A 15263-nucleotide genomic window follows, 5' to 3' on the forward strand; every position below is an offset into this window, starting at 1 on the left:
AGCAAGCATTCAGATGGGCCTGGATTTCACCCTGGTCGCCGAAGTTGAAGATCTGGTCGCCGGCGTTGACGAAGTGGGTCGCGGCCCGCTTTGTGGTGCAGTGGTGACAGCCGCGGTGATCCTCGATCCGAACCGTCCGATTCTGGGCCTGAATGATTCGAAGAAGCTCACCGAAGCACGCCGCGAAAAACTCTACGACGAGATCTGCGAAAAAGCCCTGAGCTGGTGTATTGCTCGCGCCGAAGTCGAAGAAATCGACGAGCTGAACATTCTCCACGCCACCATGTTGGCCATGCAGCGCGCCGTCGAAGGTCTGCACATCACGCCGAAACTGGCGATGATCGACGGCAACCGTTGCCCGAAACTGTCCATGCGTGCCGAAGCGGTGGTGCAGGGCGACGGCAAGGTACCGGCCATCGCAGCCGCGTCGATTCTGGCCAAGGTCAGCCGCGACCGCGAGATGGCAGCGTTCGAATTGATTTACCCGGGGTACGGCATCGGTGGCCACAAAGGCTACCCGACGCCCGTTCACCTTGAGGCGCTGGCCCGCTTGGGGCCAACGCCGATTCACCGCCGCTCGTTCGCCCCGGTACGCCTGGCTTACGAGGCGCGGGAAAACCTGATCGAGAGTTAGTCGCAAGGCTGATGTTTTTGCCAAGGCCCGGTACAATCCGGGCCTTGTTGTCTTCACGTTTCTAGTTTCTAGACAGGATCACTATGCCGGCTTCATTCGTTCATCTACGCCTGCACACTGAGTATTCCCTGGTCGACGGTCTGGTGCGGATCAAACCGCTGGTCAAGACCCTGGTCGGCATGAACATGCCTGCCGTAGGGGTCACCGATCAGAACAACATGTGCTCCCTGGTCAAGTTCTATAAAGCCGCCATGGGCGCCGGGATCAAGCCGATCTGTGGCGCCGACCTGTGGCTGTCGAACAAGGATCCGGATAACGCACTGAGCCGGATCAGCCTGTTGGCGATGAACGCCGTGGGTTATCGCAACCTCACCGAACTGATCTCTCGCGGCTTCATCGACGGCCAGCGTAATGGCTCGGTCATCATCGAACGCGAGTGGGTGGCCGAAGCCAGCGAAGGCTTGATCATGCTGTCGGCGGCAAAAGAAGGTGAGATCGGTCTGGCGATGCTCAGTGGCAACCCGGCCGAAGCGGAAACCCTGGCACGTGAATGGATGGCCGTGTTCCCGGATCGCTTCTACCTGGAAATCCAGCGCACCAACCGCCCCAACGACGAAGAACAGTTGCACGGTGCCGTGGCCCTGGCTGAAAAAATCGGTGCGCCGCTGGTCGCGACCAACGACGTGCGCTTCATCAAGCAGGAAGACTTCGCCGCTCACGAAACTCGCGTTTGCATCGGTGAGGGCCGTGCTCTCGACGATCCGCGGCGTTCGAAAAATTACAGCGACCAGCAATACCTCAAAAGCGCCGAGGAAATGGCCGAGCTGTTCAGCGACATTCCCGAAGCGCTGGAAAACACCGTCGAGATCGCCAAGCGCTGCAACATCGAAGTGAAGCTGGGCACCCACTTCCTGCCCAACTTCCCGATCCCCGATGGCATGACCATCGACGAGTATTTCCGCAAGGTTTCCTTCGATGGCCTGGAAGATCGCCTCAGTGTTCTGCTGCCCAAGGACACCACCGAAGACTACGAAACCAAGCGTCAGGTCTACGTCGACCGGCTGAATTTCGAGCTGGATATCATCATCCAGATGGGTTTTCCCGGTTACTTCCTGATCGTTATGGACTTTATCCAGTGGGCCAAGAGCAACGGCGTGCCGGTAGGTCCAGGCCGTGGATCGGGTGCCGGGTCGCTGGTGGCCTACGTGCAGAAGATCACCGACCTCGATCCGCTGGAATATGACCTGCTGTTCGAACGTTTCCTTAACCCGGAACGGGTATCCATGCCCGACTTCGACGTCGACTTCTGCATGGACGGTCGTGACCGCGTGATCGATTACGTGGCCGAGAAATACGGCCGCAACGCGGTAAGCCAGATCATCACGTTCGGTTCCATGGCGGCCAAGGCTGTGGTCCGTGACGTGGCGCGGGTGCAGGGCAAGTCCTACGGTTTGGCGGATCGTCTGTCGAAGATGATTCCGTTCGAAGTCGGCATGACCCTGGAAAAGGCCTACGAGCAGGAAGAAATCCTGCGTGACTTCATCAAGGTCGATGAAGAGGCCGCAGAAATCTGGGAAATGGCCCGCAAGCTTGAAGGCGTTGTGCGTAACGTCGGTAAGCACGCCGGTGGTGTTGTTATTGCCCCGACCAAGCTGACTGACTTTTCGCCGATTTATTGCGATGAGGCCGGTGATGGTCTGGTCACCCAGTTCGACAAGGATGACGTTGAGGCGGCGGGCCTGGTGAAGTTCGACTTCCTCGGTCTGCGGACCCTGACGGTCATCGACTGGGCGCTGAAAACCATCAACCGCGACCGCGCCAAGGTCGATGAGCCGCCGCTGGATATCGCGTTCATCCCGCTGGATGACAAACCGACTTACCAGTTGCTGCAAAAAGCCGAAACCACCGCAGTGTTCCAGCTTGAGTCGCGCGGCATGAAAGAGCTGATCAAAAAGCTCAAGCCCGACTGCCTGGAAGACTTGATCGCACTGGTGGCCCTGTTCCGTCCGGGTCCGTTGCAATCGGGCATGGTGGACGACTTTATCAACCGTAAGCATGGTCGCGCCGAACTCGCGTACCCGCACTCGGACTACCAGTACGAAGGCCTCAAACCGGTTCTGGCACCGACTTACGGCATCATCCTGTATCAGGAACAGGTGATGCAGATTGCCCAGGTCATGGCCGGTTACACCCTCGGCGGCGCGGACATGCTGCGTCGAGCCATGGGTAAGAAGAAACCCGAAGAAATGGCCAAGCAGCGCGGCGGTTTCATTGACGGTTGCAAGACCAACAATATCGACGCCGACCTGGCCGGTAACATTTTCGACCTGGTAGAAAAGTTTGCCGGTTACGGCTTCAACAAATCCCACTCCGCCGCTTATGGCCTGGTGTCATACCAGACCGCCTGGCTGAAAACGCACTACCCGGCGCCATTCATGGCCGCGGTACTGTCGGCGGATATGCACAACACCGACAAGGTCGTGACCTTGATCGAAGAAATTCGCACCATGAAGCTGCGTCTCGACGCGCCGGATGTGAATACTTCGGAGTTCAAGTTCACGGTGAATGACGAAGGCCGGATTATTTACGGCCTCGGTGCGATCAAAGGTGTGGGCGAAGGCCCGGTGGAAGCCATCACCGAGGCGCGCCAGGAAGGTCCGTTCAAGGATCTGTTCGATTTCTGCGCCCGTGTCGACCTCAAACGTATCAACAAACGCACCCTGGACGGTTTGATCCGCAGCGGTGCGCTGGATCGTCTGGGGCCTTACTTCCATGACGAACAGAAAGCCTATCAGGCCAATATCGACCGCAACCGGGCGGTCTTGCTGAACGCCATGGAAGGGGCGATCAAGGCGGCCGAACAAACCGCGCGTACCCACGACAGCGGTCATGTCGACCTGTTTGGCGGTCTGTTCGTCGAAGAAGACGCCGATGTTTACGCCAATCACCGCAAGGCCAAGGAACTAACCCTCAAGGAACGCCTGAAAGGGGAGAAAGACACCCTGGGCCTGTACCTGACCGGTCACCCGATCGACGAATACGAAGGTGAGATCCGCCGTTTCGCCCGTCAGCGCATCATCGACCTGAAACCGGCCCGTGATACCCAGACCGTCGCGGGCATGATCATCGCCTTGCGGGTCATGAAGAACAAAAAGGGCGACAAGATGGGTTTCATCACCCTCGACGACCGCTCCGGACGGATCGAAGCGTCGCTGTTCGCCGAAGCATTCCATTCGGCGCAATCGTTGTTGCAGACCGACGCGATGGTGGTGGTCGAAGGCGAAGTCAGCAACGACGATTTCTCCGGTGGCTTGCGGCTGCGGGTCAAGCGGGTGATGAGCATGGAAGATGCGCGTACCAACCTGGCCGAAAGCCTGCGCTTGAAGCTGCAGACCCAGGATTTGAAAGGCGATCAGCTACGCTGGCTGGGTGAGTTGTTCAAGCGTCACCGCGGGGCGTGTCCGATCACCATGGAGTACACCAGTCCCGATGCGAAGGCCTTGCTGCAGTTTGGCGAGACCTGGCGAATCGATCCGGCGGATGCGTTGATTCAAGCCCTGCGTGACCAGTTCGGGCGAGACAACGTCTTCCTCCAATACCGTTGACGGTCAGGTGCCTTCTGAACTCCCTGATCTCGACCTGAATTTTTAATCTCGACCTGAACGCGCCTCTCCCTTAAGGTAGGGCGCGAATAGACAACCGGCCGGCCCAAGCTCTCTTGGAGGTCGACCCAAGACGGACGCCTATGAACCCGAATTTTCTAGATTTCGAACAGCCGATCGCCGACCTGCAAGCCAAGATCGAAGAGTTGCGCTTGGTCGGTAATGACAATTCGCTGAATATCGGCGATGAGATCTCCCGCCTGCAGGACAAAAGCAGCACGCTGACCGAAGACATCTTCGGCAAGCTGACCAGCTGGCAGATCGCACGTCTGGCGCGTCACCCGAAACGTCCTTATACCCTGGACTACATCGAACACATCTTCACCGAGTTCGACGAGCTGCACGGTGACCGTCACTTCTCCGATGACGCTGCCATCGTGGGTGGTATCGCCCGTCTGGACGACCAGCCGGTGATGATCATCGGTCACCAGAAAGGCCGTGAAGTGCGCGAGAAAGTTCGCCGCAACTTCGGCATGCCGCGTCCGGAAGGCTACCGCAAGGCGTGCCGTTTGATGGAAATGGCCGAACGCTTCAAGATGCCGATCCTGACCTTCATCGACACCCCGGGCGCCTACCCTGGTATCGACGCTGAAGAGCGTAACCAGAGCGAAGCGATCGCCTGGAATCTGCGTGTCATGTCGCGTCTGAAAACCCCAATCATCGCCACCGTGATCGGTGAAGGTGGTTCCGGTGGTGCTCTGGCGATCGGCGTTTGCGATCAACTGAACATGCTGCAGTACTCGACTTACGCGGTGATTTCGCCGGAAGGTTGCGCCTCGATTCTGTGGAAGACCGCCGAGAAAGCGCCGGACGCTGCAGAAGCCATGGGCATCACTGCCGAGCGCCTGAAAGGCTTGGGCATTGTGGATAAAGTAATCAGCGAGCCTTTGGGCGGCGCGCACCGTAATCCGGCCGCTGCGGCTGCATCGATCCGTGCCGAGCTGAGCTCGCAACTGGCGATGTTGAAGAAGTTCGATAACGAAGCGCTGTTGGCTCGCCGTTACGAGCGTCTGATGAGCTACGGTCTCTGATCTGACCTCGCTATACCCATGTGGGAGCGAGCCTGCTCGCGATGGCGGCTTAACATTCAACAAATAAGTTGGCTGTTACACCGCAATCGCGAGCAGGCTCGCTCCCACATTTGATTTGGGCGAAGTGAACACTATGAGCTCATCCAAGATTGATCTGCATTCCAGGCTTCTACTGAATCTAGCCCCTTGGCGCAACGCCGCAACCTGGCGCATCGCCTTCTCCGGTGGTCTCGACTCCACCGTTCTGCTGCACCTTCTCGTACACCTCGCAAAAACCGAATCCCTGCCGGCGCTAAGCGCCATCCATGTTCATCACGGCCTTCAGGCTGTGGCTGATGGGTGGCCGGACCATTGTCAGTCGGTCTGTGATGCGCTGGGTGTGCCGCTGCAGGTTGTTCGTGTGCAGGTTCAACCCGGCGCCAGTATTGAGCGCGCAGCCCGGGATGCGCGATATGCCGCGTTCACCCAGGCGACTCAGGCCAATGAAGTATTGATGACCGCCCAGCACCGTGACGATCAGGCGGAAACGTTGTTATTCCGGCTGTTGCGTGGGGCAGGGGTGAGGGGATTGTCGGGGATGCCACGACAGCGCCCGCTTGGTAAAGGGCAGCTGCTGCGGCCATTGCTCGATGTCACGCGGGCTGAACTTGAAGCCTATGCGGCGGAGCATCGGCTGAGCTGGATCGAAGACCCATCGAACCAGGATCGGCAATTCTCGCGAAACTACCTGCGCCATCAGGTGTTCCCGGTATTGACCGAGCGCTGGCCGCAAGCAGTAACAACCATGGCCCGCAGCGCTGCACATCTGAGTGAAGCGCAGGAATTGCTCGATGAGCTTGCGCAAATCGACCTGGCCGGCGCCAGGACTGCCAATGATTTTGATTGGCTGGGATTGCCGTCCCTGGAACTGGGGGCATTGGAAACGCTGTCCGCTGCTCGTCAGCGAAATGCCTTAAGTCATTGGCTCGAACCGCTGACGCGACTGCCGGACAGTGACCATTGGTCGGGTTGGGAGAATTTACGTGATGCCACCGGCGATGCCTGCCCGATCTGGCGGCTGGCGGATGGTGAACTGCATCGCGCGGGTGGACGCATCTGGTGGTTATCCGGTAGCTGGTTGCGCCCGCCGCTCGCCGTCGCAAACTGGCCCGACCCCTCGCTTTTGCTGGTGTTGCCGGACAACGGCGTGCTCACACTCGCCGGCCAAATCCCCGATGGCCTGCTGCATATCCGCTATCGTGAGGGAGGTGAGGTGATGAATCTGCCCGTTCGCGGCCATCGCGATCTGAAGCGATTGCTCAATGAAAGCGGTGTGCCGGCGTTCGTCCGTGGCAGATTGCCGCTGCTCTACCGAGACGAGCAATTGCTGGCGGTGGCCAACCTGCGGGGCTTGGACGGCAGTGCAAAGGATCGTTGGAATTTGCATTGGCAGCCACCGAGCGAAGATCAAGGTTTGAGCTGAAAGGGGCTTTCCGGTAGACTACGCTCCCTTCTTGATACAACTTCTGTGGATTCGCCTGAATTGCAGGAGTTGCCGATTACCAAGCAGTCTTTGCTGGGCGATTCCAAAAAATGTGTAGCGAGCAACGTACCGGTGTTTCATCTTCCGGTCTGTCCCAACGCGGCGGTTTTTTTGAAAGGTGCACTGTGATTAATGCAGGTGATCGGGGGCTTCGGCCTTTCTTCGCTTTCCCCGGCGGCTCGGACCGCTTTAACGCAGACTTCTAGGGTTTTTCATGACGCGCTACATATTCGTCACGGGCGGTGTTGTTTCTTCATTGGGGAAAGGCATCGCATCGGCTTCATTGGCGGCCATCCTGGAGGCGCGGGGACTTAAGGTCACCATGCTGAAGCTGGACCCGTACATCAACGTTGACCCGGGCACCATGAGCCCGTTCCAGCACGGTGAAGTGTTCGTCACCCACGACGGCGCCGAGACCGACCTGGACCTGGGCCACTACGAGCGGTTCATCCGCACGACCATGACTCAGAACAACAACTTCACCACCGGTCGTGTCTACGAACACGTCCTGCGCAAAGAGCGCCGTGGTGATTACCTGGGCGCCACCATTCAGGTGATCCCGCACATCACCGACGAAATCAAGCGCCGGATCATCAAGGGCGCTGGCGATGCTGACGTGGCCATGGTCGAGATCGGTGGCACCGTGGGTGACATCGAGTCCCAGCCGTTCCTCGAAGCGATCCGCCAATTGCGTTTCGAAGTCGGCGCCAAGCGCGCGATGCTGATGCACCTGACGCTGGTGCCGTACATCGCCACTGCCGGCGAAACCAAAACCAAGCCTACCCAGCACTCGGTCAAGGAACTGCGTTCCATCGGCCTGCAACCAGACGTGCTGGTCTGCCGCTCCGATCACCCGATCGACATCTCCTCGCGTCGCAAGATCGCTCAGTTCACCAACGTTGAAGAGCGTGCGGTAATTGCGCTGGAAGACGCCGACACCATCTACAAGATCCCGGGCATTCTGCATTCCCAGGGCCTGGATGATTTCGTTGTCGAGCGTTTCGGCCTGCAATGTGGCGGTGCCGATCTGTCCGAGTGGGAAGCCGTGGTCGACGCCAAGCTCAACCCTGAGCATGAAGTCACCATCGCGATGGTCGGCAAGTACATGGAATTGCTGGACGCCTACAAGTCGCTGATCGAAGCGATGAGTCACGCCGGCATCAGCAACCGCACCAAGGTCAACCTGCGCTACATCGACTCCGAAGACATCGAAAACCAGGGCACTGCGCTGCTCGAAGGTGTCGACGCGATTCTGGTACCTGGCGGCTTCGGTCTGCGTGGCGTGGAAGGCAAGATCACTGCCGTTCAATACGCTCGCGAAAACAAGGTTCCGTACCTGGGCATCTGCCTGGGCATGCAAGTGGCCGTGATCGAGTTCGCTCGTAACGTGCTGGGCTGGAAAGACGCCAACTCCACCGAGTTCGATCGTGCCAGCGGTCATCCGGTCGTGGGTCTGATCACCGAGTGGGAAGATGCCACCGGCGCCGTCGAAACCCGTACCGAAGCGTCCGATCTGGGCGGCACCATGCGTCTTGGCGCTCAGGATTGCCTGCTGGAGCCAGGTTCCCTGGTGCACGATTGCTACGCCAAGGACGTGATCGTCGAGCGTCACCGTCACCGCTACGAAGTGAACAACAACCTGCTGCCGCAAATCATGGAAGCCGGTCTGAAAATCACCGGTCGTTCCGGTGATGGCGCCCTGGTAGAAGTGATTGAAGCCCCGGATCATCCATGGTTCGTCGCTTGCCAGTTCCACCCTGAGTTCACCTCGACACCACGCGACGGTCACCCGTTGTTCAGCGGTTTCGTTAAAGCAGCATTGATTCAACACCAGAAGAAGGCATAAATCTGATGGCACAGAAGATCATCCGCGTAGGCGATATCGAGATTGCCAACGACAAGCCAATGGTGCTTTTCGGTGGCATGAACGTGCTGGAAAGCCGCGACATGGCGATGCAGGTCTGCGAAGAGTACATGAAGGTCACCGAGAAACTCGGTATCCCTTACGTGTTCAAGGCCAGCTTCGACAAGGCCAACCGTTCCTCCGTGACCTCTTACCGTGGCCCCGGCCTGGAAGAGGGCATGCGGATTTTCCAGGACATCAAGCAAGCGTTCGGTGTGCCGATCATCACCGACGTCCACGAGCCTGATCAGGCCGCGGTCGTCGCTGAAGTCTGCGATATCATCCAGCTGCCAGCCTTCTTGTCGCGCCAGACCGACCTTGTGGTCGCGATGGCCAAGACCGGTGCGGTGATCAACATCAAGAAAGCCCAGTTCCTCGCACCTCAGGAAATGAAACATATCCTGAGCAAATGCGTGGAAGCGGGTAACGATCAGTTGATCCTCTGCGAACGCGGTTCGAGCTTCGGCTACAACAACCTGGTCGTCGACATGCTCGGCTTCGGCATCATGAAGCAGTTCGAATACCCGGTGTTCTTCGACGTGACCCACGCGCTGCAAATGCCTGGCGGTCGCTCCGATTCCGCCGGCGGTCGCCGCGGTCAGGTCACCGACCTGGCGAAAGCCGGTATGAGCCAGTCTTTGGCCGGCCTGTTCCTTGAGGCCCACCCGGACCCGGACAACGCCAAATGCGACGGCCCTTGCGCCTTGCGTCTGGACAAACTGGAGCCATTCCTGGCCCAGCTCAAAGCTTTGGACGAACTGGTGAAGAGTTTTCCGACGGTAGAAACCGCGTAATCCTCATTTCTCCGGTAAAGTACCGCACGAATTAATGCTCAGGCCCTAGGGTCTGAGCCTTATCGTCCGCAAGTCTGCCCGCTGCACATCACTTGCCGCCGATACAAGATTTCCTTCAGCTGCGTCGTCTTCGTCAACTTTGGAGTGTTTACAACAATGGCAAAAATCGTCGACATCAAAGGTCGTGAAGTTCTCGACTCCCGTGGCAACCCCACCGTGGAAGCGGATGTGCTTCTCGATAACGGCATCATCGGCAGTGCTTGCGCGCCGTCCGGTGCTTCCACTGGCTCGCGTGAAGCGCTCGAGCTGCGTGATGGCGACAAGAGCCGTTACCTGGGCAAAGGCGTTCTCAAAGCCGTCGCCAACATCAACGGTCCGATCCGCGACCTTTTAAAAGGTGCAGACCCAAGCGACCAGAAAGCGCTGGATCACGCGATGATCAAGCTCGACGGCACTGAAAACAAAGGGTCCCTGGGCGCCAACGCGATCCTCGCCGTTTCCCTGGCAGCCGCCAAGGCCGCAGCACAGGACCAGGACCTGCCGCTGTATGCTCACATCGCCAACCTGAACGGCACCCCGGGTGTTTACTCGATGCCGGTTCCGATGATGAACATCATCAACGGTGGCGAACACGCCGATAACAACGTCGACATCCAGGAGTTCATGGTTCAGCCAGTAGGCGCCAAGTCTTTCTCGGAAGGTCTGCGCATGGGCACCGAGATTTTCCATCACCTGAAAGCTGTTCTGAAGGCCCGTGGCCTGAGCACTGCAGTGGGTGACGAAGGTGGTTTCGCACCGAACCTGGCTTCTAACGAAGACGCTTTGAAAGTGATCTCTGAAGCCGTGGCCAACGCCGGTTACAAGCTGGGCACCGACGTGACCCTGGCGCTGGACTGCGCTGCCAGCGAATTCTACGAAGACGGTAAATACAACCTGTCCGGCGAAGGCCAGGTGTTCACCGCTGAAGGTTTCGCTGACTACCTGAAAGGCTTGACCGAGCGTTATCCGATCATCTCGATCGAAGACGGTCTGGACGAGTCCGACTGGGCTGGCTGGAAAATCCTCACCGACAAGATCGGCGAGAAAATTCAGCTGGTGGGCGACGACCTGTTCGTGACCAACACCAAGATCCTGAAAGAAGGCATCGATAAAAAGATCGCCAACTCGATCCTGATCAAGTTCAACCAGATCGGTACCCTGACCGAAACCCTGGAAGCTATCCAGATGGCCAAGGCCGCTGGTTACACTGCTGTGATCTCGCACCGCTCCGGCGAAACCGAAGATTCGACCATTGCCGACCTGGCTGTGGGCACCGCGGCTGGCCAGATCAAGACCGGCTCCCTGTGCCGTTCGGACCGTGTTTCCAAGTACAACCAACTGCTGCGTATCGAAGAGCAGTTGAATGGCAAAGCCAAGTACAACGGTCGCAGCGAATTTCGCGGTTAATCGTTAATTGGTAAAAAGACACCGGATTGTGTCGGAAAGATCGCTACAGCGATGGATTTGCCACTAATCTGATGCCTTATAAGCACAAGCCTGGGTCTTCCAGGCTTCGTGCTATCAGTAGCTTCAAAGTTTTGGCATGGCTGTCTTTTTTCACTGGATACCTGATATTCGATGCGCAGTCCCAATTGGTTGTTCCTCGTCTTGCTCCTGCTGCTGGCTGGCCTGCAATACCGCCTGTGGGTGGGTAATGGCAGTCTGGCGCAAGTGGCCGAACTGACTCAGCAGATCGCAGATCAACACGCTGAGAACGAGGGGCTGCTTGAGCGCAATCGGGTGATGGACGCTGAAGTCAGTGAATTGAAAAAGGGCATGGAGACCGTTGAAGAGCGGGCTCGTCATGAGTTGGGCATGGTCAAGGACGGTGAAACCCTTTACCAGTTGGCTCAATGAATCCCTCGTTACCGGCCTTCTGGGCTGTAATTCCTGCCGCGGGCGTCGGTGCCCGTATGGCCGCGGACCGTCCCAAGCAATACTTGCAACTGGGCGGGCGCACTATTCTCGAACACAGCCTCGGCTGTTTCCTTGATCATCCTTCCCTGAAGGGGTTGGTGGTCAGTCTTGCCGTTGATGATCCTTATTGGCCGAACCTGGCATGTGCTTGCGATCCGCGAATCCAGCGGGTTGAAGGTGGTTCCGAGCGTTCCGGGTCGGTGCTCAATGCGTTGCTGCATTTGCATGCACAAGGCGCTGACGATGAGGATTGGGTATTGGTTCACGATGCCGCGCGGCCGAATCTGAGTCGTGATGATCTGGACAAGTTGCTGGGTGAACTCGCAGATGATCCGGTTGGCGGACTGCTGGCGGTTCCGGCACGCGATACCCTCAAACGGGTCGACAAGCACGGTCGCGTGGTCGAAACCGTGGATCGTAGTGTGATCTGGCAAGCCTATACGCCGCAGATGTTTCGCCTTGGTGCATTGCATCGGGCGTTGGCCGACAGTCTGGTGGCGGATGTTGTGATTACCGATGAAGCTTCGGCCATGGAATGGTCCGGTCAGTCGCCGCGCTTGATCGAAGGTCGATCCGACAACCTCAAAGTAACTCGTCCCGAAGACCTCGAGTGGCTACGTCAGCGTTGGGTGAACCGCCGATAAAAGATCGCAGCCTCGTTTCACTCGACAGCTCCTACGAGATATTGCGGTGAACGCAGGCAATGTAGGAGCTGTCGAGTGCAACGAGGCTGCGATCTTTTGATCTTCAAACGCTGTACTCCGGCCTTAATGCCAACCCCTCCTTCAAATAATCCACCAACTTGCGCACCTTGGGTGACAGATGCCGTTGCTGTGGATAAAGCGCCCACACGGCAGTGTTCGGCGGTTGGTGGGCTTCCAGCAGCGAAATCAATTCGCCGTTTTTCAGATGCTCCAGCACGTAGTAATCCGGCAGTTGGCACAATCCAACCCCTTGTAGCGCAGCATCCAGCACTGCTTGCCCACTGTTGCAGCGCCAGTTTCCCTGTACCCGCTGCGAAAATTCCCGCCCGTTCTGTTCCAGTTGCCACACGTCCGAGCTGCCGATGAGACAGTTGTGGCGGCTGAGTTCCGACAAGCTATGTGGGCGACCATACCGTTCCAGGTAGGACGGTGATGCGCACAGATACATGCGGCGTGGTGCCAGGCGTGTCGCTACCAGCCGCGAGTCCTGCAGGCGACCGAGACGGATCGCCAGGTCCAGCCCTTCGTGCACGAGGTCGAGTTGACGATTGCTCAGTTCGATGTCGATTCGCAGTTGTGGATAGAGCCCCATGAAACGGGTTACCAGCGGCACGATGAATCGTTCACCGTACGCCACGGCGCAGGTCATGCGCAGCATACCTTTGGGTTCACTGGTCAGGTCACCGACCGCGCGCAAGGCTTCTTCGCGGCCGTCCTGCAAGCGCTGGCAATGTTGCAGAAATGTTTGCCCGGCTTCGGTCAGGGTGACCCGGCGGGTGCTGCGGTAAAGCAGGCGGGTTTGCAGGCGCTCTTCGAGGCGTACTATTTGTCGACTGATGTGGGAGGACGAAACGCCGAGGCGTTCCGCGGCAGCCGTGAACTGGCTGCACTCGGCCACGGCGACGAACTCGTCGATACCTTCCCAGCGGTTTTCGGACATCAAGGATTATCCCTGTATGGCAATAATGTTTTGCTTTTGTCCGGATTATTCACCGTCAGGCGGTGTATTACACTCCCTGTCTCGTTTTTATTCACTGGAGAATCCACATGATCAAGTCGCGCGCTGCCGTTGCCTTCGAGGCCAAGAAACCCCTCGAGATCGTTGAAGTCGATGTCGCCATGCCCAAGGCCGGTGAAGTCCTGCTGCGTGTGGTTGCCTCCGGTGTCTGCCATACCGACGCCTACACGCTGTCGGGCGCGGACCCGGAAGGTATCTTCCCGTCGATCCTCGGTCACGAAGGTGGCGCGGTGGTTGAGGCGATTGGTGAAGGCGTGACCTCCGTCGCAGTCGGCGATCATGTGATCCCGCTGTACACCCCGGAATGCCGCCAGTGCAAATTCTGTCTGTCGGGCAAAACCAACCTGTGCCAGGCGATTCGTGCGACTCAGGGTAAAGGCCTGATGCCGGATGGCACTTCGCGCTTTTCCTACAAAGGCCAGCCAATTTTCCACTACATGGGGACGTCGACGTTCTCCGAGTACACCGTGCTGCCGGAAATCTCCGTCGCCAAAATTCCAAAAGAAGCGCCACTGGAAAAAGTCTGCCTGCTGGGCTGCGGTGTCACCACCGGCATCGGTGCAGTCCTCAATACCGCCAAGGTAAAACCAGGTGATACCGTCGCCATTTTCGGCCTCGGCGGCATCGGTCTGTCGGCGGTGATCGGCGCCGTCAAAGCCAAGGCTGCGCGGATCATCGCCATCGACATCAACCCGGCCAAATTCGAGATCGCCAAACAGTTGGGTGCAACCGATTGTGTGAACCCGAAAGATTTCGACCGTCCGATCCAGGAAGTCATCGTCGACATGACCGACGGCGGCGTCGACTTTTCCTTCGAATGCATCGGCAACGTGCAATTGATGCGCGCCGCACTTGAGTGCTGTCACAAGGGCTGGGGCGAGTCGGTCATCATCGGTGTGGCCGGTGCCGGCCAGGAAATCTCCACCCGTCCATTCCAATTGGTCACCGGTCGCGTCTGGCGCGGTTCGGCGTTCGGTGGCGTGCGTGGCCGTACCGAGTTGCCAAGCTACGTCGAAATGGCCGAGACCGGCGAAATCCCACTGGATACTTTCATCACCCACACCATGGGCCTGGAAGATATCAACAAGGCGTTCGACCTGATGCATGAAGGCAAGAGCATCCGTTCCGTCATCCATTTCTGAGGTCGGTCATGAGCCTGGAAAATATCTCCTGCCAGAAAAGCTTCGGCGGCTGGCACAAACGCTATCGGCACCGCTCCGATGTGCTTGGCTGCGACATGGTGTTTGCCGTGTACCTGCCGCCGCAAGCGGAGCAGGGCGGCAAGTTGCCGGTGCTGTACTGGTTGTCCGGCCTGACCTGCACCGACGAAAACTTCATGCAAAAGGCTGGCGCCATGCGCATGGCTGCCGAGCTTGGGCTGATCATCGTTGCACCGGACACCAGTCCTCGCGGTCCCGATGTGCCGGGTGATCCGGATGGCGCCTGGGACTTCGGTCTCGGCGCCGGGTTCTATCTGAACGCCACGCAGGAACCCTGGTCCCGGCATTATCGGATGCATGACTATGTCGTGCAGGAATTGCCCGCATTGGTCGAAGCCCATTTCCCGGCGTCGGACAAACGCGGCATCAGCGGTCATTCCATGGGCGGCCACGGCGCGCTGGTCTGCGCGTTGCGTAATCCGGGACGCTATCAGTCGGTGTCGGCGTTCTCGCCGATCAACAATCCGATGGACTGTCCTTGGGGGCAGAAGGCCTTTTCCCGCTACCTGGGGGAAGACCGATCGAAATGGCGCGAGTGGGATGCCTGCGCCCTGATTGCCGAGGCGGACGAGAAGTTGCCGCTGTTGGTCGACCAAGGTGATCGCGACGATTTCCTGGCCACCCAGCTCAAGCCTGAAGCCTTGCAACAGGCCGCCAAACTGGCCGGTCATCCGCTGACATTGCGCTTGCAACCCGGCTACGATCACAGCTATTTCTTCATCGCCAGCTTCATCGCCGACCACCTGCAACATCATGGGCGCGCTCTAAGCGCCTAATGTCCGACAAAGCAGGTAGAATCACGCCCTGACAAAAATCGGG

The 15263-nt window shown here is 58.3% G+C and carries 12 protein-coding genes; 11 read left to right on the plus strand and 1 reads right to left on the minus strand.

Annotation, left to right across the window (positions count from 1 at the left end):
* Positions 1-7 precede the first annotated feature (7 nt).
* The 9 genes from rnhB (at position 8) to ispD (ending at position 12146) form a co-directional block, all read left to right on the plus strand.
* Positions 8-634, plus strand: coding sequence for a ribonuclease HII (gene rnhB / locus MO767_RS22420; RefSeq protein ID WP_161990825.1), 627 nt, complete (start codon positions 8-10; stop codon positions 632-634).
* A gap of 83 nt (positions 635-717) precedes the next feature.
* Positions 718-4239, plus strand: a complete 3522-nt coding sequence (gene dnaE, locus MO767_RS22425; protein ID WP_282482282.1) for a DNA polymerase III subunit alpha — start codon at positions 718-720, stop codon at positions 4237-4239.
* Between the two features lie 140 nt (positions 4240-4379).
* A complete protein-coding gene (locus MO767_RS22430; protein WP_282482283.1) occupies positions 4380-5327 on the plus strand; it encodes an acetyl-CoA carboxylase carboxyltransferase subunit alpha in 948 nt (315 codons plus the stop codon).
* Positions 5328-5460: 133 nt separating this feature from the next.
* Positions 5461-6789 (plus strand): tRNA lysidine(34) synthetase TilS, encoded by a 1329-nt coding sequence (gene tilS / locus MO767_RS22435; RefSeq protein WP_282482284.1) that lies wholly within the window; start codon positions 5461-5463, stop codon positions 6787-6789.
* A gap of 274 nt (positions 6790-7063) precedes the next feature.
* The gene (locus tag MO767_RS22440; RefSeq protein WP_140677631.1) at positions 7064-8695 is read left to right on the plus strand and encodes a CTP synthase; all 1632 of its coding nucleotides are present in this window, start codon (positions 7064-7066) and stop codon (positions 8693-8695) included.
* A gap of 5 nt (positions 8696-8700) precedes the next feature.
* Positions 8701-9546 (plus strand): 3-deoxy-8-phosphooctulonate synthase, encoded by an 846-nt coding sequence (gene kdsA / locus MO767_RS22445; RefSeq protein ID WP_282482285.1) that lies wholly within the window; start codon positions 8701-8703, stop codon positions 9544-9546.
* A gap of 156 nt (positions 9547-9702) precedes the next feature.
* On the plus strand, positions 9703-10992 hold the full coding sequence (gene eno, locus MO767_RS22450) for a phosphopyruvate hydratase (protein WP_056739170.1): 1290 nt from the start codon (positions 9703-9705) through the stop codon (positions 10990-10992).
* A gap of 171 nt (positions 10993-11163) precedes the next feature.
* On the plus strand, positions 11164-11442 hold the full coding sequence (gene ftsB, locus MO767_RS22455; protein ID WP_008028992.1) for a cell division protein FtsB: 279 nt from the start codon (positions 11164-11166) through the stop codon (positions 11440-11442).
* Positions 11439-12146 carry a 2-C-methyl-D-erythritol 4-phosphate cytidylyltransferase gene (gene ispD, locus MO767_RS22460; RefSeq protein ID WP_282482286.1) on the plus strand — a complete coding sequence of 236 codons (708 nt, stop codon included), beginning with the start codon at positions 11439-11441 and terminating at the stop codon, positions 12144-12146. The genes ftsB and ispD overlap by 4 nt, the downstream gene beginning before the upstream one ends.
* Positions 12147-12249: 103 nt before the next feature.
* Here ispD and MO767_RS22465 read toward each other — a convergent pair whose 3' ends face one another.
* Positions 12250-13146 (minus strand): LysR substrate-binding domain-containing protein, encoded by an 897-nt coding sequence (locus MO767_RS22465; protein ID WP_282482287.1) that lies wholly within the window; start codon positions 13144-13146, stop codon positions 12250-12252.
* Positions 13147-13253: 107 nt separating this feature from the next.
* On the opposite strand from MO767_RS22465, the gene MO767_RS22470 reads away from it, so the two are divergent.
* Together MO767_RS22470 and fghA are read left to right on the plus strand one after the other, a co-directional pair.
* Complete coding sequence (locus MO767_RS22470) at positions 13254-14366, plus strand: S-(hydroxymethyl)glutathione dehydrogenase/class III alcohol dehydrogenase (RefSeq protein ID WP_033059912.1); 1113 nt, start codon at positions 13254-13256, stop codon at positions 14364-14366.
* A gap of 8 nt (positions 14367-14374) precedes the next feature.
* Positions 14375-15220: an S-formylglutathione hydrolase gene (fghA, locus tag MO767_RS22475; RefSeq protein ID WP_282482288.1), complete on the plus strand. Its 846-nt coding sequence runs from the start codon at positions 14375-14377 to the stop codon at positions 15218-15220.
* Positions 15221-15263: the final 43 nt, after the last annotated feature.

Source organism: Pseudomonas sp. UYIF39 (genome assembly GCF_029963765.1).
Classification (GTDB): Bacteria; Pseudomonadota; Gammaproteobacteria; order Pseudomonadales; family Pseudomonadaceae; genus Aquipseudomonas.

Excerpts from the sequence above, each read along its gene's own strand:
- dnaE (WP_282482282.1), top strand. The coding sequence starts at position 718 with ATGCCGGCTTCATTCGTTCATCTACGCCTGCACACTGAGTATTCCCTG.
- MO767_RS22430 (WP_282482283.1), top strand. The coding sequence starts at position 4,380 with ATGAACCCGAATTTTCTAGATTTCGAACAGCCGATCGCCGACCTGCAA.
- tilS (WP_282482284.1), top strand. The coding sequence starts at position 5,461 with ATGAGCTCATCCAAGATTGATCTGCATTCCAGGCTTCTACTGAATCTA.
- MO767_RS22440 (WP_140677631.1), top strand. The coding sequence starts at position 7,064 with ATGACGCGCTACATATTCGTCACGGGCGGTGTTGTTTCTTCATTGGGG.
- kdsA (WP_282482285.1), top strand. The coding sequence starts at position 8,701 with ATGGCACAGAAGATCATCCGCGTAGGCGATATCGAGATTGCCAACGAC.
- eno (WP_056739170.1), top strand. The coding sequence starts at position 9,703 with ATGGCAAAAATCGTCGACATCAAAGGTCGTGAAGTTCTCGACTCCCGT.
- ftsB (WP_008028992.1), top strand. The coding sequence starts at position 11,164 with ATGCGCAGTCCCAATTGGTTGTTCCTCGTCTTGCTCCTGCTGCTGGCT.
- ispD (WP_282482286.1), top strand. The coding sequence starts at position 11,439 with ATGAATCCCTCGTTACCGGCCTTCTGGGCTGTAATTCCTGCCGCGGGC.
- MO767_RS22465 (WP_282482287.1), bottom strand. The coding sequence starts at position 13,146 with ATGTCCGAAAACCGCTGGGAAGGTATCGACGAGTTCGTCGCCGTGGCC.
- MO767_RS22470 (WP_033059912.1), top strand. The coding sequence starts at position 13,254 with ATGATCAAGTCGCGCGCTGCCGTTGCCTTCGAGGCCAAGAAACCCCTC.
- fghA (WP_282482288.1), top strand. The coding sequence starts at position 14,375 with ATGAGCCTGGAAAATATCTCCTGCCAGAAAAGCTTCGGCGGCTGGCAC.